The sequence below is a fragment of the Solirubrobacter phytolaccae genome, assembly GCF_027587195.1.
In the GTDB taxonomy this organism is placed as follows: Bacteria; Actinomycetota; Thermoleophilia; order Solirubrobacterales; family Solirubrobacteraceae; genus Solirubrobacter; species Solirubrobacter phytolaccae.
Genome location: NZ_JAPDDP010000103.1, coordinates 1 through 22,117 on the forward strand (window position 1 = coordinate 1; position 22,117 = coordinate 22,117).

Below are 22,117 nucleotides of genomic sequence, written 5' to 3' on the forward strand. Positions count from 1 at the left end.
CCCGACGTTCACGATCACCAAGAACGGCAAGGAAGAGGTCCTCCAGGTCGGCACGGGTGACATCAAGACCGCGCTGGAGAAGGCGCTGTGACCCGCGCGGCGACGATCGTCGTGGCCGTCGCGGGACTCGCGATCGCGTCCTACCTGACGATCGTCCACTACGCGGGCGGTGAGCCGGTGTGCGCGATCGCCCACGGCTGCGCGACCGTGCAGAAGTCGTCGTACGCGGAGTTCCTCGGCGTCCCGGTCGCGCTGCTCGGCCTGCTCGGTTACGTCGGCATCTTGGCGAGCCTCGTCAAGGACACCGAGACCACCCGCTCGATCACGGCGCTGCTCGCGCTCGCCGGCCTGGCGTTCTCCGCCTGGCTGACCTACGTCGAGATCTGGGAGCTCGAGGCGATCTGCATCTGGTGCGTCGGCTCGGCGATCTGCATGGCGCTGCTCGCCGCCCTCACGACGACGCGGCTGCTGCGCGCGCCCGCGCACTGATCACGAGCGCGGTCCCGGCGATGAGCAACAGCATCGCCGGGATCGCGCCCACGGGCGGCGTCTCCCCCAGCGCGACCGCCGCGATGACCGCCGCCAGCGGCACCGTGAACAGCCCACCGAGCGCCACCATCGTCGGGCTGATCGACCGCAGCACGAGGTTGAACAGCGAGTGCCCGACGAGCTGGCCGAACACGGTGATCGCCGCGATCCGCAGCCAGTCGTCCCCCGAGAAGCCGAACAACGCGGTGCCGGTGACCAGGCACACCGGCAGCAGCCAGAGCGCGCACGTGCCGTAGCAGATGACCGTGTAGTCGAGCGTGCTCAGCCCGCGCCGCGCGAACCCGCCCAGCACGATGTAGACGCCGCCGAACACGCCGCCCGCCAGCGCCAACCCGTCCCCGAGGAGTGCGTCGCCGGAGACCGTGATGTCCACCCCGGTCACCGCCAGCGCGCCCGCCAGGCAGACGACGACGCCCGCCCACGCCCGGCCCGGCAGCCGCTCGCCAAGGAACCAGCCGATCACGCCCGCCCAGATCGGCTGCGTGCACACGAGCGCCGCCGACGAGGCCACGCTCGTGTACGACAAGGACGGGATGAACGTCCCGAAGTGCAGCGCCAGCGCGAGCCCCGCTGCCAGCGCGAGCCACAGCCCACGCCCGCGGGGCAGCACGATCCGTCGTTCCCGCGCGAGCAGGACCGGCGCGAGGACCACGGCGGCCGCGCCGGTGCGCCAGAACGCGATCGCGAGCCCGGGCGCCGCGCACGCCGCGATCAGCGGCGGCGACGTCGACGCGCCGAGGACGCCGACCGCGAGCAGCGAGAAGTCGGTCTCGTGGCGGCTCAGCCGAACAGCTCGTCGAGGATGCTCTTCTTGCGGTGCTTGCTCTTGTGGGACTTGTGGGACTGGTAGTCCTTGAAGAGCTTCGTCGCCGTCTGCGCATCGAGGCCGTAGCCCTTCTGCTTCTGCGGCTTGCCGGACACCTCGCGCAGGAACTCCTCGTCGTCGTGGTGCGAGCTCTCGACGTAGCTGCGCTCGCGCTCGAGGATCTGGTCGAGCTCACCACGGTCGAGGAAGACGCCGCGGCACTGGCGGCAGGCGTCGATGCGGACGCCGCTGCGCTCCACCTGGACGAGTTGGCCTCCGCAAGCGGGGCATGGACCTTGGGCGGGCATGCGGGCAAGAGTACCCGCTGATAGCGTCGCCACTCGATGCATCGCAAGCTCCAGAGCCAAGGCGTCCACCACATCACGATCGTCGGCGCCGACCGCCAGACCTCCATCGACTTCTGGGAAGGCGTCCTCGGGATGCCGTTCATCTTCGAGCAGCCCAACCTGGACAACGCCGACGAGAGCCACCTGTACTTCGACCCGGGCGACGGCCGCCTGATCACGATCTTCACGAAGGAGGATCGGCCGGTCGACGGCGCCCGGACGCCGACCGACCCCGGCTGCGTGCATCACGTCGCGTTCGCGCTCAGCCAGGCGATGTTCGCCCAGGCCGTGGAGCGCCTCGACGAGCGCGGGATCCGCCACAGCGGCGTCAAGGACCGCGGGTTCATGGACTCGATCTACTTCACGGACCCGCTCGGCCTGCTGATCGAGCTCGCGTCCTACCGCTTCGAGCCGCCGCAGGGCACGACCCACGCGGACGTGCTGTTCACCGCGCACACGATCCGCGTCGAGCGCGGCGACCGCGCGATCGACCGCATCCACGTCGCCGACGCGATCGAGCAGCTCGTCCTGAAGACCCGGCCGTCGCTCTCGGACGACCGCTCGGCCAAGTGACCAACCCGCTCGTCCACCGCCGGGCGCGCATGGGTGGGCGCGACCCGCACGAGGCCGGCCGCGTCGCCTCACCGCTCGAGCTGCTGTTCGACCTGACGTTCGTCGTCGCGTTCGGCCTGGTCGCCGACGAGCTCGCCCATTACCTCGCCGAGGACCACGTCAAGACCGCGCTGCTCGGCTTCGCCCTCGGCGGGTTCTCGATCACCTGGGCCTGGATCAACTTCTCGTGGTTCGCGTCGGCGTTCGACGTCGACGACTGGGTCTACCGGCTCACAACGATGCTGCAGATGACCGGCGTCGTGATCCTCGCGCTCGGGCTGGCGGACCTGTTCGAGTCGATCGACGAGGGCTCACACGTCGACAACGTGGTGATGGTCGCCGGCTACGTCGTGATGCGCGTCGCGATGCTGTTCCAGTGGTCGCGCGCCGCTCGCCACGCCCCGGAGTACCGCGCCGCGTGCATGACCTACATCCGCTGGGTCGCGCTCGCGCAGGTCGGCTGGATCGCGCTCGCGATCGCGCACACCTCGATCCTCGTCACGTTCGTCTTCGTGGGGCTGCTGACGCTCGTCGAGTTCGCCGGCCCGTACCTCGCCGAGACGCGCAAGGGCGGCACGCCGTGGCACGCGCACCACATCGCCGAGCGCTACGGCCTGCTGATCATCATCGCGCTGGGCGAGGGGATCATCGGCACGATCGCCACGTTGAGCGCCATCGTCGGGCCTGAAGGCCCGGGCTGGAGCGTGTCCGCGGCGGTCGTCGCGCTCTCCGGCGTCGGGCTGACGTTCGGCCTGTGGTGGGCGTACTTCGTCGTCCCGTTCGGGGACTTCCTGCACGCGCGCCGCGAGCGCTCGTTCGTGTGGGGCTACGGGAACGTCCCGATCATCGCCGCGGTCGTCGCGATGGGCGGCGGCCTGCACGTCGCCGCGTACTACATCGAGCATCACTCCGAGCTCGACGCCGCCGGGACCATCCTCACGGTCGCGATCCCGGTCGCGGTGGTCGTCCTCGGGATCTACGCGCAGTACTCGTTCCTGACGCGCTCGATCGACCGCTTCCACGGGCTGCTGATCGGGGGCTCGGCGGCGCTGCTCGTGCTGTCGTTCGTGCTCGCGAACGCGGGCCTCGCGCTGCACTGGTGCCTGCTCGTCGTCGCGCTCGTGCCGTGGGTGACGGTCGTGGGCTACGAGCTGCGCGGGCACCAGCACAACGAGCGGATGCTTCAGAGCCTCCAGTAGCAGTCCGCGCCCGACGGGATCGGCTGCGCGACGCGGCCGAGCTCGGTCCGCACCGGGCGGCCCATGATCTGCTCCACCTCGACGGTCGCAAGCGGCTCGTCGAGCGCGCGCAGGACGTCCTCCACGCGCTCCGGCCGCGCACGGCGCGGGAGGTCCGGGTCGAGGTTCGCGATCGCCGCCTCGTAGGCCTCGATCGGGTTGAAGCCCGGGAGGCTGAACGTCTTCCCGGCGAAGCTCAGTTCGTAGCTGGGCGCGGTGTAGCGGCGCTCGTGCGGCGGGCCGCCGAGCTTGTGGTCGAGCGCGCGGGCCGCCGCGGACGGGCGGCGGGCGCTGGCGATGTCCTCCTGCAGCGCGTCCTCCACGCCGGGCGAGTCGCACCAGCGGACGAGCTGCTCGGGGTCCAGCCCGACGTCCGTCGCGGCCGCGGCGATCAGCTCGGGGTCATCGAGCAGACCGCCGTTCATGCGCCGCACACGCAGGCGCCGGAGCAGTCGCTGCTCGTACGACGGCGCGTTCAGCCGTGCCGCCACGACCGCGCGGCAGGCGGGCTCGGAGGACGAGGGCTCGGGGTAGGGCGCGGGGTCGATCGGCATGCCGTATTTGCGCTGCAGGCCGGGTGCGCCCGCCTGGAGCTTCTCGGCCTCGCCCGGCTCCAGCGTGAGCACGATCATCGTCGTCCGCCAGCGCAATCCGTCCCCGTAGAAGAACCGCAACCGCTGGCGGATGGGCTCGGCGGAGAACGCGAAGGGACAGGCCGGGTCGGTGAACAGCTGGATATCGATCGCCACGGTCATGCAGACTACGGTCCATGGCCTACGTGCACGGCTACGCCCCGCGTGAGGGTGAGCGCCTCAACGACCAAGCGGGTGCGCTCGTCGAGCTGCTCCACCACGACACCGCGTTCCCGGCCGGGAGCCGGGTGCTCGAGGCGGGCTGCGGCGTCGGCGCGCAGACGATCACGCTCGCGGCGAGCTCGCCCGACGCGCAGATCACGAGCATCGAGATCTCCCCCGACTCGCTCGCGATCGCGCGCGAGCGGGTGACGGCCCCGAACGTGACGTTCGAGCAGGCCGATCTGTTCACGTACCGCGCGGAGCCGTTCGACCACATCTTCGTCTGCTTCGTGCTCGAGCATCTGCGGGACCCGTACGCGGCGCTGCGCCGATTGCGCACGCTGCTGCGGCCCGGCGGGACGATCACCGTGATCGAGGGCGACCACGGGTCGGCCTACTTCCACCCGGAGAGCGAAGCCGCCGACGACGCGGTCGACTGCCTCGTCAAGCTGCAGTCCGGTGACGCGAAGATCGGCCGGCGGCTGTACCCGCTCATGGTCGAAGCCGGGTTCGCCGACACGCAGGTGTCGCCGCGGATGGTCTACGTGGACGCCTCGCGCCCGGACCTGGTCGACGGCTTCACCCTGAAGACGTTCACGGCGATGATCGAGGGCGTGCGCGAGCCGGCGCTCACGGCCGGGCTGATCGACGCGGACCGGTTCGACCAGGGCATCGCGGACCTCGCCGCGACCGAGACCTTCAGCTACACGTTCTTCAAAGCGGTGGCAAGCCGAGGTTGAGCTTGCGCAGGAGCGCGGCGAGCTGCTCGCGCTCTTCGCTGTCGAGCGCTTCGAGCAGCCGCGCCTCGTTCGCGAGGTGCGGGCCGGTGACGGCGTCGATCAGCTCGAGGCCCTTGGCGGTGAGCGCGATCAGCGTGCCGCGCCGGTCGCTCGGGTCGGGCTCGCGCGTGACGAGGCCGGCGGCCTCGAGCTTGTCGAGGCGCTTGGTGGTGCCGCTGGAGGTGAGCATCACCGAGCCCATCAGGTCGGTCGGGCGCAGCTTGAACGGCGGGCCCTGGCGGCGCAGCGTGGCGAGCAGGTCGTGCCAGCCGGGCTCGAGCCCGTGCTCGCGGTAGACGACCTCCAGCCGCGCTTCGAGCGCGCGGCTCAGCCGGGACATGCGGCCGATGACGCCGATCGGGCTCGCGTCGAGCTCCGGCCGCTCGACGCCCCACTGCTCGATGATCTCGTCGACGCGGTCGCGCATGGTCCGGCGATCCTAGAGGTGGTTCAGACGGAACCCGACGCCGCGCACGGTCTCCAGCGCCTTCGCGCGCTCGCCCAGCTTGCGGCGCAGGCCGGAGATCGCGACGTCGGCCGCGTTCGCGCCGCCCGACCACTCGTAGCCCCAGACGTCGCGCAGCAGCGCTTGGCGCTCGACCACCTGACCCTCCCGCTCCTGGAGGTAGCGCAGCACGTCGCACTCGAGCTTGGTCAGGGCGACGGTGCGGCCTTCGAGGGTGAGCTCGCGGGCGTCGGCGTTCAGGGTGGTGCGGGCGAGCGGGAGATCGCGGGCGGCGAGCTCGGACAGCCAGCCCGGGACGGACTCCGGGCCGAGGTCGCACACGGTCGCGTCGCCGTCGATCGCGAGATAGCCGATCGCCTCGAGCTGCACGTCGATCGCGTCCCCGCCCTGCGCGGAGTAGATCCGCCGCACCTGGCCGGCCTGCAGCGAGGCGCGCTCGACGTCGCGCAGCAGCGCGCTGAAGCACGGCGACGGCGCGGAGCCCGTGCCGTGGGCGAGCGCGAGGCGGGCGGCGAGCACGCGCTGGCCCTTCGGGACGGGGTACGCGCGCAGGTGCTCACGCCACGCCTGGCACAGCGGGTCGCGCATGAACAACCCCTGCGGGACGTCCCGCAGGTCGCACAGGATCGTGAACGCGACGACGGTCCCGCGCGGGCTGCGTGCCACCCGGAAGGCGTCGGGGACGGCGTCCCACCAGTCGGCCATCAGGGCGGTCGTCGCGCCGGGCTGGTGGCGGGCGACGATCGCGAGGATCGCGTCGCGGTCGCTGGGGCGCGCGGTCTCGACGGCGTAGTGCTGGATCGACGTCGGGAAGAACGCCTCGCGCACGAGCGGCTCCTCGACGAGCGCGATCATGTCGGCCACGGACGCCCAGCCGCCGTCGGGCAGCTCGCTGCGGATCTGCCGCCAGGCGTGCGCCCGGACGGCGCGGTGGCGCACGGGGTCGGTGGCGCGCAGCAGCGCGGAGACCGCCTCGCGCACGGTGTCGTGGATGACGAGGCCCTCCGGGGTGAGCTCGACGAACGGCAAGGGTTCGAGGCGCTCGTAGCCGTCGGGGAGCAGCGAGCGGGTGACGCGCCGCAGCACGCACGCCTGGTCGAGCGCGGCGCGGGTCGGCGCGTCGAGGCCGTCCAGGTAGAGGTGCGCGAGCTCCTGCGTGACGGTCGGGATCACCGCGTCGGGGTGCTCCCGGCGGGCGGACGCAGCGAGCTGCAGCGACAGCGGATGCCCGCGCACGAAGCGGTTGACCTCGGCGGCCTGCTGCGGGTCCAGCCCGTGCTGCTCGAGCACGGCGTGCGCGTCGGCGGGCGCGAGCGGGCCGAGACCGATCACGTGCAGGTACTCGCCGAAGCTCGCCCGCCACACGGCGCCCGGCTTGTCGCGCGTGGCGATGACGATCCGCGTGGTCTCCGGCAGCGAAGGGAAGTACGTGTGGCGCAGCCAGTCGTCGAGCAGGCGCAGGCGCTCGAACGTGTCGATGATCAGCAACTGCGGCGGCGTCTCGCCGGCCGCGGCCAGGAACCCCTCCGGCGTGGGCTCCACGGCGCGGCCGTCCACCACCGTCACGTGGTCGTGCTCCGCCGCGAACGCGCGCAGCAGCGCGGACTTGCCCGTGCCGGCGACGCCGTGGACGACCGCGACGAGCGGCCCGCCGGGCGTGTGGAGCGTGCGGAGTGCGGCGAGCTCCGCGTCCCGGCCGACGAGCGGACGCCGCGCGAGCAGCGCGCCGAAGCTCATACCGCCGCGTGCAGCTTGCGGACGCGGTCGGCGGGCGGCAGCTGCAGCGCGTCGGCGAGCTCGGCCAGGCGCTTGCGGCTCGTCGCCTCGTACAGGCACTCGGCGCTGAACGTGCCGTCCGGCTCGGCGAAGACGTAGGAGCGCACCCAGCGGATGTCGCCGCCGAACGTGTCGAGCACCGCGGGCATGCAGTCCGCGGACGCGGCGAGCTCCTCCTCCGAGTGCCAGGCGCCGGTGCGGGAGACGAGGTACAGATCCATTGCGCGCGACGCTACGCCTCCGGACCGGGGCGGCGAAAGCGTGCTGGCCCCCGGGCGCGTGGCGGTCGCCCGAACCTCGCTCAGAAAGCGCTCAGAGAAGCGTCACGGCGGCGGGGTCGCCGGCCCGGATGCTGCTGGACATGACAAGGCATCGCTGGCGAGTCGCCCTCGCCTCCCTGATCGCGGCCGCCACCCTCGGCGCGACGACCCCCGCCTACGCCGGCCACCACGGCGGCGACCGCTGCGAGCGCAAGCTCGAGCGCATCGAACGTGACTTCCGGATCATCGAGCGCTACCTGGGCTGGGAGCTCGCGTCCAAGTGGTGGAACGACTTCGCCTGGCCCGTCTACTACCGCCAGTGCGGAGGCTGACCCATGGCCGTCACGGACATCAACGAGGCCAAGCTCGAGGCGTTCCTCGGGCTGGCCGCCACGGAGATCGGCGCGGCGCTGAACGTCGCGCTCGTCACGCTCGGCGACGAGCTCGGCTTCTACCGCGCGATGGCGGACGGCGAGCCCGTCACGCCGGCCGAGCTGGCCGCTCGCACCGGCACGCTCGAGCGCTACGTGCGCGAGTGGCTGAACACGCAGGCCGCCTCCGGCTTCGTCGAGTACGCGGACGGCGAGTACTCGCTCCCGCCCGAGCATGCGCTCGTGCTCGCCGACGAGACCTCCCCGTTCCTGATGACGGGCTCCTTCCAGGCCGCCAACGGCGTCGTCGGCATCCGCGAGGCGCTCGCGGAGCGCTTCGTCGACGGCCAGGGCGTCGGCTGGCACGAGCACCATCACGCGCTCTGGCACGGCACCGAGCGCGGGTTCGCGGTCGCCTACCGCACCCACCTCATCTCGGAGTGGCTGCCGGCGCTCGACGGCGTCGTGGACAAGCTCGAGCGCGGCGCGCTGGTCGCCGACGTCGGCTGCGGCCACGGCGCGTCGACGATCCTGCTCGCGCAGGCCTTCCCGGCCTCGCGCTTCGTCGGGATCGACTACCACGTCGAGTCGATCGCGGTGGCGCGCCGCCGCGCCGAGCAGGCGGGCGTCGCCGACCGCGTGACGTTCGAGGTCGCGGGCGCCGCCGACTACACGGGCGCGAGCTTCGACGTGATCGCGTTCTTCGACGCCTTCCACGACCTCGGCGACCCGCTCGCCGCCGCCCGGCACGCGCGCGCCGCGCTCGCCCCGGACGGCACCTGCGTGCTCGTCGAGCCGTTCGCGGGCGACACCGTCGAGGAGAACCTCAACCCGATCGGGCGCCTCTACTACGGGTTCTCGACCATGTGCTGCACGCCGGGCTCGCTGTCCCAGCCGGGCCGCGCGGGCCTCGGCACGCAGGCGGGCGAGGCCGCGATCGCCACGGTGCTGCGCGACGCCGGGTTCGAGACCGTGCGCCGCGCGGCCGAGACGCCGCTCAATCTGGTGCTGGAGGCGCGCTGACGCCGTCGATCAGCTCCTCGTGCAGCTCGAGGAAGCCGCGCAGGAAGCGGTTGACGAGCTGCAGGTTGTGGGCGCGGTGCGGGAGCGTCTCGGCGGCGGCGTCGCTGGCGTCGAGGCGCTCCTGGAGGTCCGCGAGGTCCGCGCGCAACGTCGCGAGCGCCTCGCGGGTCGCCTCCTCCCCCACCAGGTCGGCGATCAGCAGGCGCAAGAGCGGCTCCGACTTCAGCGGCGTGACCGTGACGGGCGTGCGTGCCCACTCGCGCAGCGCTTCGCGCCCGCGGTCGGTGAGCGTGTACACGGTGCGCGCCCGCGTGCGGCCGGGCGCCGGCTGCGCCTCCAGGTAGCCCAGCTTCGCCAGGCGTTTCGGCTCGACGTAGTACTGGCTCTCGCCGGCCCAGTCGAGGATGCGGCCGCGGCGGGCCATCTGCAGGAGGTCGTGCGGGCCGGCGCCGGTCTCGCCCACCAGGCCCATCACCTCGTACGAGAACAGGGTCAGCTCAGGTCTTGACACAGCTATGGATCATAGTTTACGGTCTTAGCTATGGAACATAGTTTGATGACGATGAGTGAGAGCGCCACCCGTTGGGGCGCCCTCTGGGGCTCCGAGCCCGACGCCTGGGCCGTCAACGAGGCCCAGCAGACCCCGGTGTACGAGGCGGCGCTGCAGGCCGTCGGCGCGCCGGACCGCGCGAAGATCCTCGACGTGGGCTGCGGCACCGGCGTCTTCCTGCGCCTGTGCGCCGACCGCGGGGCCGAGGTCAGCGGCGTGGACGCGGCCGAGGGGCTGCTCGAGCTCGCCCGCACCCGCGTGCCCGGCGCCGAGCTGCAGCAGGCCGACATGGTCGCGTTGCCGTTCGCCGACGACACGTTCGACCTCGTGACGGGCTTCACGTCGTTCTTCTTCGCGGACGACATCGTGCGCGCGCTCAGCGAGGCGCGGCGCGTGGCGCGACCGGGCGCGGCGGTCGTCGCCGAGGTCTTCGGCCACCCCGACCGGTGCGACCTCGAAGCGGTCAAGGGCGCCGTGACCCGCTTCCGCGACGGGGAGCCCGAGTACTGGCGGCCGGACGCGATCGAGTCGCTCCTCCCCCACGCCGGCCTGGAGCTGGACCACGCGTTCGACGTCCAGTGCGCGTACCGCTACCCGGACGCGGCGGCGCTCGGTGAGGCGATGCTCGCCGCGGGCGGCGCCGGCGTGGTCGCAGGCCCGGAGCGCGTGGACGAGCTGCGCGCGGCGATCCTCGATGCCGTCGCGCATTGCCGCCGCCCGGACGGCAGCTACCAGCTCGCCAACGAGTGGCACGTGGTGGTCGCTCGGGCCTAGTGAATGCGCTTGCGGGCGTACGCCACGAGCGGGGCGAGCGCGGCGCGGACGAGCGGCTTGAAGACCGGGAACGCGCGCAGGAAGCGTGCGCCGTAACGCCCGTAGCGGTAGTAGGCCTTGGTGAACACGCGGCCGGGATAGGTGCGGGCGAGGCGCTGGTCGCGGTAGGCGCGCAGCGTCCTGACCGGCTCCGCGGCCGCGTCGCCGTGCGCGGCCGTGGCGACGAAGCACGGCCCGTCGAACACCTCGCCGACGATGCAGCAGCAGTCACTGTCGCCGCCCCGCTCGTACCAGCGCTTGCGCCGCTTCTTGCGGCCCGGCACGTGGAAGTGGGGTTGCTGCCGCCGCTTCTTGGAGCTCATCGCGCGATCCTATGCGGAGCCGGTGATCGCGCGCAAAGCCTCGACGTGCCGCTTGAACGCGGCTTTGCCCTGCCGGGTGATGCGGTACGTGGTCACGCCGCCGCGCCCGTGCCCGAGCTTGGTCACGGTGACGTAGCCCGCGTTCTCCAGCGTCGCCATCTGCTTGGACAGGTCCGAGTCGGTCACCTCGAGGTGGTCGCGCAGGAACGGGAAGTCGGCGCTGCTCGCGCTGGCGAGCAGCGCCATCGCCGCCAGCCGCTTGGGCGCGTGGATCACCGGGTCCAGGTTCGCGAGGTCGGTCGTCATGCGAGCCGTGTCCGCGCCGCGGCGGCCGCGTTCGCGTAGTGGCGCTCGTACAGGGCCAGCCCGGCGGTCACGAGCCCGAAGGCCGCCGCGGCGGCGACGTACGGGCTGACCACCAGGTAGAGGAAGACGCCGATCGCGACCACCGCGACGAGGCCGACCGCGTAGCGGCGGAACGCGGCGTTGATCTCCGGCGGCGCGCCGCGCATCGACGGCATCGTCTGGCGGTAGCGGCGGTACCAGGCGAGGAACGCGCACTCGGCGGCGACCAGGACGAGCACGAGCGGGACGAAGATCGCCGGACGGTTCGACGCGCCGTACCCGGCCAGCACCAGCAGCGCCACCCACGCCCCGACGCTCGGCGCGTACCACGCCGGCGTCGGCGGGTAGTCGATGTAGGGCGCCGCGCTCGCGCGTTCCGCGACGGCGAGGGCCGAGCGTGCCTCCGAAGAACTTTCCATGTTGGAAAGCATAGCGATCACTTTCCGGCGTGGCAAGTTTTCCGCACCCGTAGACTCGCGCCGCGTGATCGAGGTCAACGAAGGACGGCTGGACGAAACGGCGACGCCGGACGCGACCGGGATGGAGCGTCGCGCGTACGGCGAGTTCGTCAGCCAGCGCGGCGAGCTCGCCTCCTACGCGCTCGGCTGGCGCACGGACACCGAGCCGCCCGTCGGCTGGGTCACGGTGGGGATCGGCGTCGGCAACGAGGGCGGCGGGACGTTCCACGCCGAGGCGTTCTTCCAGGACGACGTGCTCGGCTACCGGCTCGTCGACGAGGCCTTCGCGGAGGTCCCGCAGGGCGGCCCGCACCTGTCGGCCGAGCAGGCCAAGGCTCACCACGACCTGGAGTTCATCTGGGCGGTCGTCGACGTCGTCTTCGACCGCGACCGTCGCGCCTGGTGGCTGCGGCACTGGCTGCGCGGCACCGCCGCGATCCAGACGCCGCCGGTCTTCGACCTCAGCGAGCCGATCCTGCTCGTCCAGCACGACGCCGACGACGGCATCTGGCAGCTCATCGGCACCTCGGACGCGGGCGAGGACGCGAAGCTCGCGCACCTCTTCCACGCGATCGACGCCGACGCGACGCTGCTGGACGTCCTCGACCTCGAGCCGGGTGAGCGCGCCGAGCGGTCGGAGGTCGGCGGCGAGTGGACGCGCTCAAGTGCCCCATAGCGGGTAGGAGGTCCGCGTGAACGCGCTGCTCGATCTCGCCGCCCGCCAGCTGCGCGCCGATCTGGCGCAGGCGCCCGAGCGTGCCCGGGCGCGCTTCTCCCCGGAGGGCCGTGCCGCGCGCTGCCGGACGATCGCCGAGCTGCGCGCGCTCGCCAAGCGGTCCGTCCCCAGGCCGATCTTCGACTACGCGGACGGCGCGGCGTGGGACGAGGTGACGGCGCGGCGGAACCTCAGCGCCTTCGAGGACGTGACGCTGCACCCGAAGGCGCTCACCGACGTGTCTGCGATCGACCTGCGCACGACCGTGCTGGGTGGGGAGATCGCGCTGCCGATCATCGCCGCGCCGACCGGGCTCACCGGGCTGCAGCATCCGGACGGCGAGCTCGCAGTCGCGCGCGCCGCACACCGGGCCGGGACGATCACGACGGTCTCGACGATGGCGTCGTGCACGCTCGAGGAGGTCGCGGACGCCTCGGCCGGGCGGCGCTGGTTCCAGCTGTACGTGATGAGCGACCGCGGGCTGGTCGACGAGCTGCTCGCGCGCGCCGCCGACCACGGCTACGAGGCGCTGGTGCTGACCGTCGACGTGCAGGTCGCGGGCGTGCGTGAGCGCGACGTGCGCAACGGCTTCTCGGTCCCGCCGCGGATCTCGCTCAAGACGCTCGCCCAGGGCATCACCCATCCGCGCTGGAGCGCCGGCTTCGTCGCGAACCCGCGGATGGTGCCGGCGAACCTCGGCTGGGAGGGCTCCGCGAGCGCGACGCTCGCCGCCTCCGTCAACAAGGCGTTCGACCCGACGGTGACCTGGGACGACCTCGCCGACCTGCGCTCACGCTGGAAGGGCCCGGTGATCGTCAAGGGCGTGATGCGCGCCGACGACGCGCTGCGCTGCGTGGAGCACGGCGCCGACGCGCTGGTCGTCTCCAACCACGGCGGCCGCCAGCTCGACGGCGCCGCGGCCTCGATCGAGGCGCTGCCCGCGATCGCGGATGCCGTCGGCGACCGTGCGGAGCTCTACCTGGACAGCGGCATCCGGCGCGGCACCGACATCGTCAAGGCGCTGGCGCTCGGCGCCCGCGCAGTCATGATCGGGCGGGCGCTGATGTACGGCCTCGGCGCCGCGGGCGAGGCGGGCGCGCACCGCGCGTTCGGCATCCTCAACGCCGAGCTGCGCGTCGCGCTGGCCCTGGCCGGCTACCCGCGGGCGGCCGACCTGGACCGCGACGCCGTCAGCGTTAGGTGAAGTCGCCCTCTTCAGGTTGCCACCCAGGCGCGGCGGCCGGGCGCTCGGCGTACTGTCGCTCGGCGGCTTCCATGGGCAGCGACGGAAGAGCGGCGTGGTGCGGGAAGAGCGGCACGTCGGAGGAGGACGGCGGCTGGGGAGTCTCGTCGGTCATCACCCTCCAAAACATGAAGCACCCCCCGGCGGTTGCGCGAAAGCCTCCCCCATGACCCCCCAGCCGGGGGGAGTCCACTTCGGCTCCTCCCGCTCGACCGCCAGTCGGAACATAAAGAGGGACAGTCCCTCTTTAGAAAACTCCCGGGGGCGAAATCTTGCCAAGCGCGGCTATCGAAGGCATGCCACGAGAAGCTCGCGCCGAGTACGAACCTGGGCTCTATCACGTCTATGCCCGCGGCAATCGCAAGCAGGACATCTTCGTCGACGACCGTGATCGTCGCCGCTATCTCGCCCTCCTGGCCGCCGTCATCGGACGGACCGAGTGGATGTGCCTCTCGTACTGCCTGATGGGCAATCACATCCACCTGCTGGTCGAGACACGACAACCGAACCTGGGCGCCGGGATGCACCGCTTGCAGGGACAATATGCCCAGTACTTCAATCGTCGGCACGGCCTCTCTGGGCACCTCTTCCAGGATCGCTACGACGCCGTCCCGATCGGCAGCGACCCTCAGCTGTGGGTCGCTGCGGCGTACGTCGCCCGGAATCCGGTCGCCGCCGGTCTCTGCCGGAAGGCCACCGACTACCTCTGGAGCAGCCACGCCGACGTGGTCTACGGATGCAGTCCCGACTGGCTCGCCGGTGACCGGCTGGTCTCGTACTTCTCGACCGCCGGCGGATCAGGCCTCGAGCGGTATGCAGCCTTCGTAGCGCTGCCTCCGCTTCCTAAAGAGGGACAGTCCCTCTTTAAGAAGCGAGCCAGGATTTCCAAGGAGGCTCCCAGGGTTCTCGCAGGCCGTTCCCACGCGGTGAGCCGAAGCTGAGGACATGACCAACGACTCCACCCGTCAGCGCCGTCCCGACCGCCGGTACCGTCGTCTGCTGCCCGCCGCGGTGGCCGCGGTCACGCTCGCGTCGAGCGCGCCGTTCCTCGCTCCCGGCGCCGCACACGCGAACCCGATTCCGCGGCAGGAACGGCGTGAGCACGTGAGGCCGGTGGAGCCCGGGAAGATCCCGACGACGCTGCGGGTGGACGCCACGCGCGGGATTCGTCTGCAGGGCGTCAGCAGCACCTGAACGTTCGCGACCCCCCGCGCGTAGTGCCCTCCGAGGAACGTCCAAAGGAGGGGTCTAATGCTGCTGAAGGGCTTGACGGCGACGGCGGTGGTGGTAGGGCTCGCGGTCGCGAGTACCGCGCAGGCCGCGCCGAGCGATCGCTACGTCGTGCGCAACATCCTGTCGAGCGACACGACGCTGTTCCCGGCCGACCGGGCCGACGCCAACCTGCGCAACCCGTGGGGGCTCGCGGCGAGCGCGACGTCACCGTGGTGGCCGGCCAACGAGCGTTCGAACACGTCGACGATCGTGCCCGCGAGCGGCGCGGTCAACAACACGGTGGTGGCGGTGCCCGGCGGGCCGACCGGCATCACGACCGGCGCGGGCACCGGCAACTTCCTCACGCTCGGCACGCCCGCCGCGTTCATCTTCAGCACGCTCGGGGGTGAGATCTACAGCTGGCGAGGCGGCGTGCCGGCCAACAACGGCGTCCTCCAGCTCTCGCGCAAGGACGTCAATGCCGTTTACACCGGGCTCGCCCTCGCGACCGTCGGCGGCGCGCCGCGGCTGTACGCGGCGGACCTGCGCAACAACCGCGTGGACATGGTCAACGCCGCCTGGGGCCTGATCGACGCGCCCGGCGCGTTCACCGACCCCAACCTGCCCGCGGGCTACGGCGCCTACGGCATCCAGACCGTCGGCGACCGGATCATCGTCACCTACGCGCGCCAGCCCGAACCGGGCACCACGCCCTACCGCGAGGTACGCGGCGCCGGCCTCGGCGTCGTCAACGCGTTCGACCTGCAGGGCAACTTCCTCGCGCGCATCGCGAGCCCGGGCGGCGTGCTCAACGCCCCGTGGGGCACGGCGCCGGCGCACCCGAACTTCGGCGCCTACGCGGGTGATCTGCTGATCGGCAACTTCGGCGGCGGCCGCATCAACGCGTTCCACGAGAACGCCGACGGCACCTGGACCACGAGCGGGTTCCTGAAGACCACGACCGGCGACCCGCTCGAGATCCGCGGCCTGTGGGCGCTCCAGTTCGGCTTCGGCAACGCGAACAGCGGCCAGCGCAACCACCTGTACTTCACCGCCGGCCCGGGCGGCGAGACCGGCGGCGTGCTCGGCCGGATCATGCCCAACCCGGCCGACGTCTCCGGCACGGTCCCGGCGACGCTCGCGCTCACGCTCGGCACCCCCGCGAGCCTCGGCACGTTCGTCCCGGGCCTCGCCGCCGACTACACGGCGACGATGGACGCCACCGTGATCTCCACCGCCGGCGACGCGACGCTCACCGTCGCCGACCCGAGCGCCAACGCACCCGGCCGCCTCGTCAACGGCAGCTTCGCGCTCACGCAGCCGCTGCAGGTCGGCGCGAACGGCGGCGCGCCCACGCCGCTCACGGGCTCACCCACGACCCTGCACACCTACACCGCGCCGGTCAGCAACGACGTCGTCAAGGTCGGCTTCAAGCAGTCGATCGGCGCCACCGACCCGCTCCGGACCGGCACCTACGCGAAGACCCTCACGTTCACGCTGTCCACGACCAACCCGTAGGCGATGGATGAACGCCGGGGCGCGACATACCCCGTCGCGTCCCGGCAACCCATCCGTGGGTGTGGCCCCCTCCGCAACTGGGCCAGACCATAAGCGTACGCAGCGGTCCGCCTAGCTGACCCGCAAAGGACGGATGTTGGAGGGGAGTCGCCGCGGACGGTGGTGGGAGTGTCGGGATGACACCACCGTCCGCGGCGACGGGAGGGTTGCCACGAGTCCGAAGCTACCGGTGCAAAGTGCGAACGCGATGAGCGATTCACGTTCGCCTAATGAGACCCGTATCATCGCGGCCGTGCGCCCCAGGACGTCGTACCGAGTCGGTGTCGTCGCCATGCCGACCTTCGCCGCGATCGCCATCCTCGCCGCCGCCACGGGCGCGTGGACGCTCGCGGTCATCTCGATCGTCGCGATCGCGGCGATGGCCAAGAACCACGCACATCTCCGCGCCCTCGGCGTCCACTGGAACACCCCGAACACGTTCCGCCACCTCCGAGAGCTCCAAGCGAAGCACGAGCAGACCTGATCGGTACCACGACGGTACCATTCAGGCATGGCGATGAATCTCCGTCTTTCCGATGAGCAGACGGACGCACTGCGGACCCGAGCCGAAAAGGAAGGCCGGAGCATGCAGCAGGTCGCGCTCAACGCAGTCGACGAGTACCTCCTTCGCGCCGAGGACGACGAGATCACCGACGTGCTCGCTGCGCGTGGCGCCGAGCGCTTCGCGGACCTCCTGCGCCGTCTGGGCGAGTGACCCGGCATCTCACGGTCGAGCAAGCGCTGCGGATCGCGCGGGCGGCGGTTGACGGCCCGGTGTTCGTTCGCGACATCGGCCTGGTCGAATCGGCCGTGCATCGCCCCCAGGCCACGGTCTTCGGGCAGGACGCCTATCCCGACCTGTTTGCCAAGGCCGCGGCTCTGCTCCACTCACTGGCGAGAAACCACCCCCTTGTCGACGGCAACAAGCGGCTCGCCTGGCTCGCCACGTACGTGTTCCTCGCCAAGAACGGCGTTGTGCTCGATCCGGACGACGACGACGCGTACGCGTTCGTCGTCTCCGTAGCCGCAGGCGAGTTGGATGACGTCGACGGCATCGCCGAGGTGCTTCGACGCTTCGCAACTGGTTGACTGCCGTCCCATGCGGATCGATCACGGCGGGCTGCTGGTCTCGGACGTCGAACGCGCGGTGCGGTTCTACGTCGACGCGCTCGGGCTGACGGAGGTGCCGCGGCCCTCGACGTTCGACACGCCCGGCGCGTGGCTGCAGGTCGGCGAGCAGCAGCTCCACCTGATCGGCGAGACCGAGCCGGGACGCGCCGCCCAGATGACGCCGGCGTACGACCACGCGGAGGTCGTGATCGGCTACGGGACGCATCTCGCGCTCGTGGTGGACGACATCGACGTCGCGCTGCAGCGCGCAGCCGCCGCCGGGGTGACGCCGCCCGGCGAGGTCTTCGCGCGCGGGGACGGCGTCAAGCGCGTGTTCGTCACCGACCCGGACGGGCACGTGATCGAGCTCATGCAGACGGGCATCGAGGTCACGGGCGCCGAGCCTCGGCTCACCGCCCCGCAACGTGGGTAACGCCCATGCATGCACGCCACCTGCCTCGTCTGCACGCTGAAGCGATCGCCTGAGCCGTCCAACGCCGAGTCGCTCGCCGAGGTCGTGCTCGCCAAGCTCCGCGAGGAGGGCGTGACCACGGACACGATCCGCCTCGCCGACCATCAGATCGACCCGGGAGTCGTCTCCGAGGCGGTCTCAGACGGCGACGAGTGGCCCGCGATCCGCGAGCGCATCCTCAAGGCCGAGATCCTGCTGGTCGCGACGCCGACGTGGCTCGGCCAGCCCTCCTCGATCTCCAAGCGCGCGCTCGAGCGGATGGACGCACTGATCTCCGAGACCAAGGAGGACGGGGAGACGCCGATCGCCTACGACCGGGTCGCGGGCGTGGTCGTGGTCGGCAACGAGGACGGCGCGCACCACTGCATCGCCGAGATCGGCGGCGCGCTCAACGACATCGGCTACACGCTCCCGGGCCAGAACTGGACCTACTGGAACAAGGGCCCCGGCCCGGGCGAGGAGGAGTGGCTGACCACCGACGACAAGGACTGGTCGATCTCCACCGGCGAAGCCTGCGCGAAGAACCTGCTGAGGACGGCCCGAGCGTTGCAGTGAAGCTCCTGGGAAGGGGGCAAAGCTCCTATTCGCAGCGAACCGGGACGGTGCGTCCGAGTACGGGGGAATGGCAGGAACCAGCTCGACGCGCCGTACCCCGCGTGTCTCACCCCTCGTGATCGGCGGCCTGGCCGCGTTCGCGCTCGCGGTCCCGGCAACAGCGTCGGCCGCCAACCCCACCGACGCAGGCCGCTTGACCGTCAGCGACACCCAGGCTCGTACCCACTCGATCTGGGCCGACGGCACGCACAAGACCACCGAGTTCTTCGACGGCTCGCTCCCCTTCGCGTTCGCCGGCCCGTGGCACGCGGGCGGGACGAAGATCGCCGTGATCGACCCGGCCGACGGCTCGAAGGCCTACGTCTTCACCGACGGGAACCCGACCCCGACGGCGGTCATCCCCGCCCTCAACGGCGAGAACCTCGTCGCCGCCGCGATCGGTCCCGACGGCACTTCGGTGGTCACCGCCAGTGACGAGATCGGCGTCACGATCCGCCGTAACGGCGTCTCCAGCACGATCTACTCCGACCCCGCCGGCACGATCGCGTGGTCGGGCGAAGGGGCCAACGGCACGATCGCGTGGGACGGCAAGCCCGCGGCCGACCCGAACGGGGTGCCCGACCCGAACGACCCGTTCGGCAACCCGCCGACCTACCACGGCGGCATCTGGGTGAGCATCCAGGGCGGGCAGCCGTTCGAGATCGTCACGGACCAGCAGGCCGACTCGGCGTCGCTGTCCCAGGACGGCAAGATCCTCGCCTACACCGCGGTCAACCAGGTCACGCAGTCCCGCGACGTCTACTACCTGGACCTCACCGAGCAGAACCCGCAGCCGAAGCAGCTGCCGGCGAGCACCGCCGGCCCTGAGGACTGGCCGGCCGTCTCGCCCGACGGCACGAAGGTCGCCTACATCGCCGACAACGGCGCGAAGCTCATGCTCGCCAGCCTCGCCGGCGGCCCCGGGACGCTGGTCGAGACCGCGCCGACCGTCCCGCTGCAGGCGATCGCCTGGCAGCCGTCGGTGAAGGCCGACGCCGGCGCACCGGCGATCAGCGGCACCGCCGACGTCGGGCAGACGCTCTCGATCATCGGCACCGGCGCGAGCGGAGCCGCGCCGCTGACCGTCTCCTACACGTGGCAGCGCTGCGACGGCTCGAACGTCTGCTCCGACATCGCCGCCGCCACCGCCGCGACCTACACCGTGCAGGCCGGCGACGCGGGCTACCAGCTCCAGGTCACGCGCCGCGCGGTCAACGCCGCCGGCACCGGCACGGCGACGTCGGCCAAGACGACCGCCGTGCCCGGCGGCACGCCGACGCCGACGCCGACCCCCACGCCCACCCCGACGCCGACGGCCACCCCGACCCCCACGCCGACACCGACGGCCAGCCCGACCCCGACCCCCACGGCCACGCCGACCGTCACCTCGACCCCGAGCGCCACCCCCACGCCGACGCCGACGCCGAGCGCGACGCCGGCCCCGGACGTCACCGCGCCCCTGCGTCCCACGTTCACCCTCACGCCGAGCGCGGTCGCCACCACGTCGACCCCGCTGTTCGCGTGGACCGGCGCCGAGGCCGGCGGCAAGTTCCAGTGCCTGCTCGCGTCCGGCACCGCGCCGACGTCGATCGACTCGTGGGTCGACTGCACCTCGCCCTACACGACCGCGCCGCTGACCGACGGCACGTACCAGCTCAAGGTCCGTCAGGTCGACGATGCCGGCAACGCCGGGCCGGCCGTCGCGCACATGTGGCTCGTCGAGCTCCCGCCGAGCGCACCGCCCACGGTCACGGGCCCGGACGCCACGACCACGGCGACCACCGCGGAGCTGCGGTTCTCGGGCGTCACCGACGCGACGTTCCGGTGCTCGATCGACGGCGGCGAGTGGCTCGCGTGTGAGTCGCCGCTCGTGCTCAAGGGCCTCGGCCTGGGCGCGCACAGCGTCAAGGTGCACCAGACCCGCACGCACGGCACCGCCGGCCCGTTCGCGACCTACAGCTGGACCGTCGTCGCGCCCCCGGCACCCCCGGTCCAGACGCCCACCCCCACCTCCACGCCCACCCCGGTCAAGCCCAAGGCTCCGACCCTCACCGCGACGATCGGCACGGCCGGCCCCAACAACGGCCCGGCCTCGTCCGCGACGATCAACGTGGCCAAGGAGTCCGTCGGCGTCGGCTGCTCGATCACCGGCACCGTGCTCAAGTCGTGCAAGGTCGACCTGTACGCGGACGTCGCGGGCGGCACCACCGCGCGCGCCGCCGTCGCCGCCCGCCAGGTCCTGGTCGGCACCGGCACGTACGAGTCCAAGCACGGCTCCTCGACGATGGACGTCCGGATCGAGCTCAACGCGACCGGCAGGGAGCTGCTGCGCAGGAACCCGGCCGGCCTGAAGGTGTCCGTCGCGATCACCGGCAGGCCCGTCTCCGGCGAGCCGCTGAAGGCCACCGGCACGGCGAAGCTGGTCAGCGACCGCGCCGCGCTGACCGTCGGCGGGTTCGCGGTCGACTCCGCGAAGCTCACCAGGCGGGCCAAGGCCCAGCTCCGCGCCCTCGCCAAGTTCGGCAGGGTCGCGACCGTGCGCTGCGTCGGCCACACCGACGCCTCGTCGGACGACGCCTCCTATCTCAAGGGCCTGGCTGAGCGGCGCGCACGGGCCGTGTGCGCCGAGCTCGCCAAGCTCGGTGTCAAGAGCGCGAAGCGGACGATCGTCTCGAAGGGTGCCAAGGGCCCGCTGGCCACGAACGCGACCAAGGCCGGCCGCGCGCAGAACCGCCGCGTGGAGGTTACGCTGGCGCGCTGATCGCGACCCGCCGGCGGTTGACCCGAGCCGACGGCGGGTAACTCCGCATCTGGGTTCATATACACGGAGGTTGTTGCAATGCGGAAGATGGTTCTGTGCGGTCTGTTGATGGCCGCGGTTCTGGCTGGTGGCGCCCCCGCCGCGCAGGCGAGTGACGCGTCCGTGCGTGATGTGGTGATCACGCACGCGCAGCGCCAGGTGAAGGAGGACAAGCGCTTCATCAAGGCGATGCAGAAGCTGAACACGCGGGCGCAGCTGCGCAAGGCCAAGGCCGCCGCCGGTCGCCAGGCGGCGTCCGTGCAGCAGTGGCGTGACGCGCTCAACTCCGAGGTCGCGGACACCGAGCCGGTGGCTGCGGGTCGCGTGAAGATGCTCGAGGCGCTCGACCTCTACAACAAGGGCATCCGGCGCCTGCAGAAGGGCATCAACCAGGCGCTCGCCAACGGCGGCGGCTCTGGGGTCAAGAAAGCCAAGCAGGCGCTGAAGAACATGCAGACGGCGTCCAAGCGCATCGGCCAGGCCGCCGAGCTCATCATCGGCTAGACGGTTCTACGGGGGCGCGGCACCACGCCGCGCCCTCCGCTCGGATCAGCTCCCGCCCTGCGCCGGGACGATCACGACGCTGGTGGCCGTCTCGCCCTCGCCGCGGCCGCCGGTCACGATCACGCTGTCGCCGGCCTTGAGGTCGGAGACCGCGCCCTCGGCGCTCTTGGAGACCGTGGTCTCCGGCCCGATCGTGACCGTCGTGTCGCCCTGCGGGCCGGTCAGCGTCAGCTTGTCGCCGTCGACCGACTTGACCTGCTGGCCGAAGCCGCGGCCGCCGCCGAAGCCCATCCGGCCCTGGCCGCCGCCCGCGCCACCGGCCCCGCCGTTCGCGCCCGCCTGGCCGTCCGGGTTGCAGACCGCGCGGACGAGGAAGCCCGCGCCGCCGGCGCCCTGGCCCG

The 22,117-nt window shown here is 71.8% G+C and carries 30 protein-coding genes and 1 pseudogene; 19 read left to right on the top strand and 12 right to left on the bottom strand.

The genetic code is table 11. From position 1 onward, the window contains the following. The first annotated feature begins 87 nt into the window (after window positions 1–87). A complete protein-coding gene (locus OJ997_RS33110; protein WP_270029690.1) occupies window positions 88–489 on the top strand; it encodes a vitamin K epoxide reductase family protein in 402 nt (133 codons plus the stop codon). Here the strand turns inward: OJ997_RS33110 and OJ997_RS33115 are convergent. Both OJ997_RS33115 and OJ997_RS33120 read right to left on the bottom strand, forming a co-directional pair. Then, complete coding sequence (locus OJ997_RS33115; protein WP_308213601.1) at window positions 452–1,333, bottom strand: DMT family transporter; 882 nt, start codon at window positions 1,331–1,333, stop codon at window positions 452–454. The two genes, OJ997_RS33110 and OJ997_RS33115, sit on opposite strands and share 38 nt — an antisense overlap. Beyond that, on the bottom strand, window positions 1,330–1,704 hold the full coding sequence (locus OJ997_RS33120) for a TFIIB-type zinc ribbon-containing protein (protein WP_308213600.1): 375 nt from the start codon (window positions 1,702–1,704) through the stop codon (window positions 1,330–1,332). Before OJ997_RS33120 ends, OJ997_RS33115 begins: the two co-directional genes overlap by 4 nt. Here OJ997_RS33120 and OJ997_RS33125 point away from each other — a divergent pair. Together OJ997_RS33125 and OJ997_RS33130 are read left to right on the top strand one after the other, a co-directional pair. Then, the gene (locus OJ997_RS33125) at window positions 1,699–2,274 is read left to right on the top strand and encodes a VOC family protein (protein ID WP_270029692.1); all 576 of its coding nucleotides are present in this window, start codon (window positions 1,699–1,701) and stop codon (window positions 2,272–2,274) included. The genes OJ997_RS33120 and OJ997_RS33125 overlap by 6 nt on opposite strands. A 29-nt stretch (window positions 2,275–2,303) precedes the next feature. Beyond that, on the top strand, window positions 2,304–3,512 hold the full coding sequence (locus OJ997_RS33130) for a low temperature requirement protein A (protein ID WP_272600556.1): 1,209 nt from the start codon (window positions 2,304–2,306) through the stop codon (window positions 3,510–3,512). Here the strand turns inward: OJ997_RS33130 and OJ997_RS33135 are convergent. After that, window positions 3,497–4,306, bottom strand: coding sequence for a DsbA family protein (locus OJ997_RS33135; protein ID WP_270029694.1), 810 nt, complete (start codon window positions 4,304–4,306; stop codon window positions 3,497–3,499). The genes OJ997_RS33130 and OJ997_RS33135 overlap by 16 nt on opposite strands. A 14-nt stretch (window positions 4,307–4,320) precedes the next feature. On the opposite strand from OJ997_RS33135, the gene OJ997_RS33140 reads away from it, so the two are divergent. Beyond that, window positions 4,321–5,085, top strand: coding sequence for a methyltransferase (locus OJ997_RS33140; protein WP_270029695.1), 765 nt, complete (start codon window positions 4,321–4,323; stop codon window positions 5,083–5,085). Here the strand turns inward: OJ997_RS33140 and OJ997_RS33145 are convergent. From OJ997_RS33145 to OJ997_RS33155, 3 genes are read right to left on the bottom strand one after another with little or no spacing between them, the layout of a single operon-like run. Beyond that, complete coding sequence (locus tag OJ997_RS33145) at window positions 5,060–5,551, bottom strand: MarR family winged helix-turn-helix transcriptional regulator (RefSeq protein ID WP_270029697.1); 492 nt, start codon at window positions 5,549–5,551, stop codon at window positions 5,060–5,062. The two genes, OJ997_RS33140 and OJ997_RS33145, sit on opposite strands and share 26 nt — an antisense overlap. Window positions 5,552–5,563: 12 nt before the next feature. Beyond that, entirely contained in the window at window positions 5,564–7,327 is a 1,764-nt protein-coding gene (locus OJ997_RS33150; protein WP_270029698.1) for a winged helix-turn-helix domain-containing protein, read from the bottom strand. Continuing rightward, on the bottom strand, window positions 7,324–7,587 hold the full coding sequence (locus tag OJ997_RS33155; protein ID WP_270029700.1) for a nickel-binding protein: 264 nt from the start codon (window positions 7,585–7,587) through the stop codon (window positions 7,324–7,326). The genes OJ997_RS33150 and OJ997_RS33155 overlap by 4 nt, the downstream gene beginning before the upstream one ends. 140 nt (window positions 7,588–7,727) lie before the next feature. Between OJ997_RS33155 and OJ997_RS33160 the strand changes: the two genes are divergently transcribed. Together OJ997_RS33160 and OJ997_RS33165 are read left to right on the top strand one after the other, a co-directional pair. Beyond that, window positions 7,728–7,958 carry a hypothetical protein gene (locus tag OJ997_RS33160; protein WP_270029701.1) on the top strand — a complete coding sequence of 77 codons (231 nt, stop codon included), beginning with the start codon at window positions 7,728–7,730 and terminating at the stop codon, window positions 7,956–7,958. A gap of 3 nt (window positions 7,959–7,961) precedes the next feature. Further along, window positions 7,962–9,020, top strand: a complete 1,059-nt coding sequence (locus tag OJ997_RS33165; RefSeq protein WP_270029703.1) for a class I SAM-dependent methyltransferase — start codon at window positions 7,962–7,964, stop codon at window positions 9,018–9,020. Here OJ997_RS33165 and OJ997_RS33170 read toward each other — a convergent pair. Then, window positions 8,995–9,531 (bottom strand): helix-turn-helix transcriptional regulator, encoded by a 537-nt coding sequence (locus tag OJ997_RS33170; RefSeq protein WP_270029704.1) that lies wholly within the window; start codon window positions 9,529–9,531, stop codon window positions 8,995–8,997. The genes OJ997_RS33165 and OJ997_RS33170 overlap by 26 nt on opposite strands. Before the next feature lie 51 nt (window positions 9,532–9,582). Here OJ997_RS33170 and OJ997_RS33175 point away from each other — a divergent pair, with 51 nt between their 5' ends. Further along, window positions 9,583–10,344 (top strand): class I SAM-dependent methyltransferase, encoded by a 762-nt coding sequence (locus OJ997_RS33175; protein ID WP_270029705.1) that lies wholly within the window; start codon window positions 9,583–9,585, stop codon window positions 10,342–10,344. On the opposite strand, the gene OJ997_RS33180 is transcribed toward OJ997_RS33175, so the two are convergent. The 3 genes from OJ997_RS33180 to OJ997_RS33190 are packed head-to-tail and all read right to left on the bottom strand — an operon-like array spanning window position 10,341 to window position 11,470. After that, window positions 10,341–10,706, bottom strand: a complete 366-nt coding sequence (locus tag OJ997_RS33180; protein WP_270029706.1) for a CFI-box-CTERM domain-containing protein — start codon at window positions 10,704–10,706, stop codon at window positions 10,341–10,343. The genes OJ997_RS33175 and OJ997_RS33180 overlap by 4 nt on opposite strands. 9 nt (window positions 10,707–10,715) lie before the next feature. Further along, the gene (locus OJ997_RS33185; protein WP_270029707.1) at window positions 10,716–11,012 is read right to left on the bottom strand and encodes a transcriptional regulator; all 297 of its coding nucleotides are present in this window, start codon (window positions 11,010–11,012) and stop codon (window positions 10,716–10,718) included. Continuing rightward, window positions 11,009–11,470, bottom strand: coding sequence for a hypothetical protein (locus tag OJ997_RS33190; protein WP_270029708.1), 462 nt, complete (start codon window positions 11,468–11,470; stop codon window positions 11,009–11,011). The genes OJ997_RS33185 and OJ997_RS33190 overlap by 4 nt, the downstream gene beginning before the upstream one ends. A 64-nt stretch (window positions 11,471–11,534) precedes the next feature. On the opposite strand from OJ997_RS33190, the gene OJ997_RS33195 reads away from it, so the two are divergent. Together OJ997_RS33195 and OJ997_RS33200 are read left to right on the top strand one after the other, a co-directional pair. Next, complete coding sequence (locus OJ997_RS33195) at window positions 11,535–12,185, top strand: hypothetical protein (RefSeq protein ID WP_270029709.1); 651 nt, start codon at window positions 11,535–11,537, stop codon at window positions 12,183–12,185. Window positions 12,186–12,201: 16 nt separating this feature from the next. Then, a complete protein-coding gene (locus OJ997_RS33200; protein ID WP_270029710.1) occupies window positions 12,202–13,428 on the top strand; it encodes an alpha-hydroxy acid oxidase in 1,227 nt (408 codons plus the stop codon). Here OJ997_RS33200 and OJ997_RS33205 read toward each other — a convergent pair. Continuing rightward, a complete protein-coding gene (locus OJ997_RS33205) occupies window positions 13,421–13,582 on the bottom strand; it encodes a hypothetical protein (protein WP_270029711.1) in 162 nt (53 codons plus the stop codon). The genes OJ997_RS33200 and OJ997_RS33205 overlap by 8 nt on opposite strands. A 181-nt stretch (window positions 13,583–13,763) precedes the next feature. On the opposite strand from OJ997_RS33205, the gene OJ997_RS33210 reads away from it, so the two are divergent. From OJ997_RS33210 to OJ997_RS33255, 10 genes are all read left to right on the top strand, one after another. Continuing rightward, on the top strand, window positions 13,764–14,408 hold the full coding sequence (locus OJ997_RS33210) for a transposase (protein WP_270029712.1): 645 nt from the start codon (window positions 13,764–13,766) through the stop codon (window positions 14,406–14,408). Between the two features lie 4 nt (window positions 14,409–14,412). Then, window positions 14,413–14,661, top strand: coding sequence for a hypothetical protein (locus OJ997_RS33215; RefSeq protein ID WP_270029713.1), 249 nt, complete (start codon window positions 14,413–14,415; stop codon window positions 14,659–14,661). A gap of 57 nt (window positions 14,662–14,718) precedes the next feature. Continuing rightward, window positions 14,719–16,197: a TIGR03118 family protein gene (locus OJ997_RS33220; RefSeq protein ID WP_270029715.1), complete on the top strand. Its 1,479-nt coding sequence runs from the start codon at window positions 14,719–14,721 to the stop codon at window positions 16,195–16,197. A 292-nt stretch (window positions 16,198–16,489) separates the two neighbouring features. Next, window positions 16,490–16,720, top strand: a complete 231-nt coding sequence (locus tag OJ997_RS33225) for a hypothetical protein (protein WP_270029716.1) — start codon at window positions 16,490–16,492, stop codon at window positions 16,718–16,720. A 102-nt stretch (window positions 16,721–16,822) separates the two neighbouring features. Further along, window positions 16,823–16,951: a hypothetical protein gene (locus tag OJ997_RS33230; protein WP_270029717.1), complete on the top strand. Its 129-nt coding sequence runs from the start codon at window positions 16,823–16,825 to the stop codon at window positions 16,949–16,951. Further along, window positions 16,948–17,325, top strand: a complete 378-nt coding sequence (locus OJ997_RS33235; protein ID WP_270029718.1) for a type II toxin-antitoxin system death-on-curing family toxin — start codon at window positions 16,948–16,950, stop codon at window positions 17,323–17,325. The genes OJ997_RS33230 and OJ997_RS33235 overlap by 4 nt, the downstream gene beginning before the upstream one ends. Window positions 17,326–17,335: 10 nt before the next feature. After that, on the top strand, window positions 17,336–17,779 hold the full coding sequence (locus OJ997_RS33240) for a VOC family protein (RefSeq protein WP_270029719.1): 444 nt from the start codon (window positions 17,336–17,338) through the stop codon (window positions 17,777–17,779). Window positions 17,780–17,788: 9 nt separating this feature from the next. Then, window positions 17,789–18,373: a flavodoxin family protein gene (locus OJ997_RS33245; RefSeq protein ID WP_270029720.1), complete on the top strand. Its 585-nt coding sequence runs from the start codon at window positions 17,789–17,791 to the stop codon at window positions 18,371–18,373. A gap of 115 nt (window positions 18,374–18,488) precedes the next feature. Continuing rightward, a complete protein-coding gene (locus OJ997_RS37975; RefSeq protein WP_270029722.1) occupies window positions 18,489–21,173 on the top strand; it encodes an OmpA family protein in 2,685 nt (894 codons plus the stop codon). Window positions 21,174–21,281: 108 nt separating this feature from the next. Continuing rightward, the gene (locus OJ997_RS33255) at window positions 21,282–21,716 is read left to right on the top strand and encodes a hypothetical protein (protein ID WP_270029723.1); all 435 of its coding nucleotides are present in this window, start codon (window positions 21,282–21,284) and stop codon (window positions 21,714–21,716) included. 45 nt (window positions 21,717–21,761) lie between these two features. On the opposite strand, the pseudogene OJ997_RS33260 reads toward OJ997_RS33255, so the two are convergent. Continuing rightward, window positions 21,762–22,117 (bottom strand): annotated as a pseudogene (locus tag OJ997_RS33260) (hypothetical protein); the annotation flags it as partial.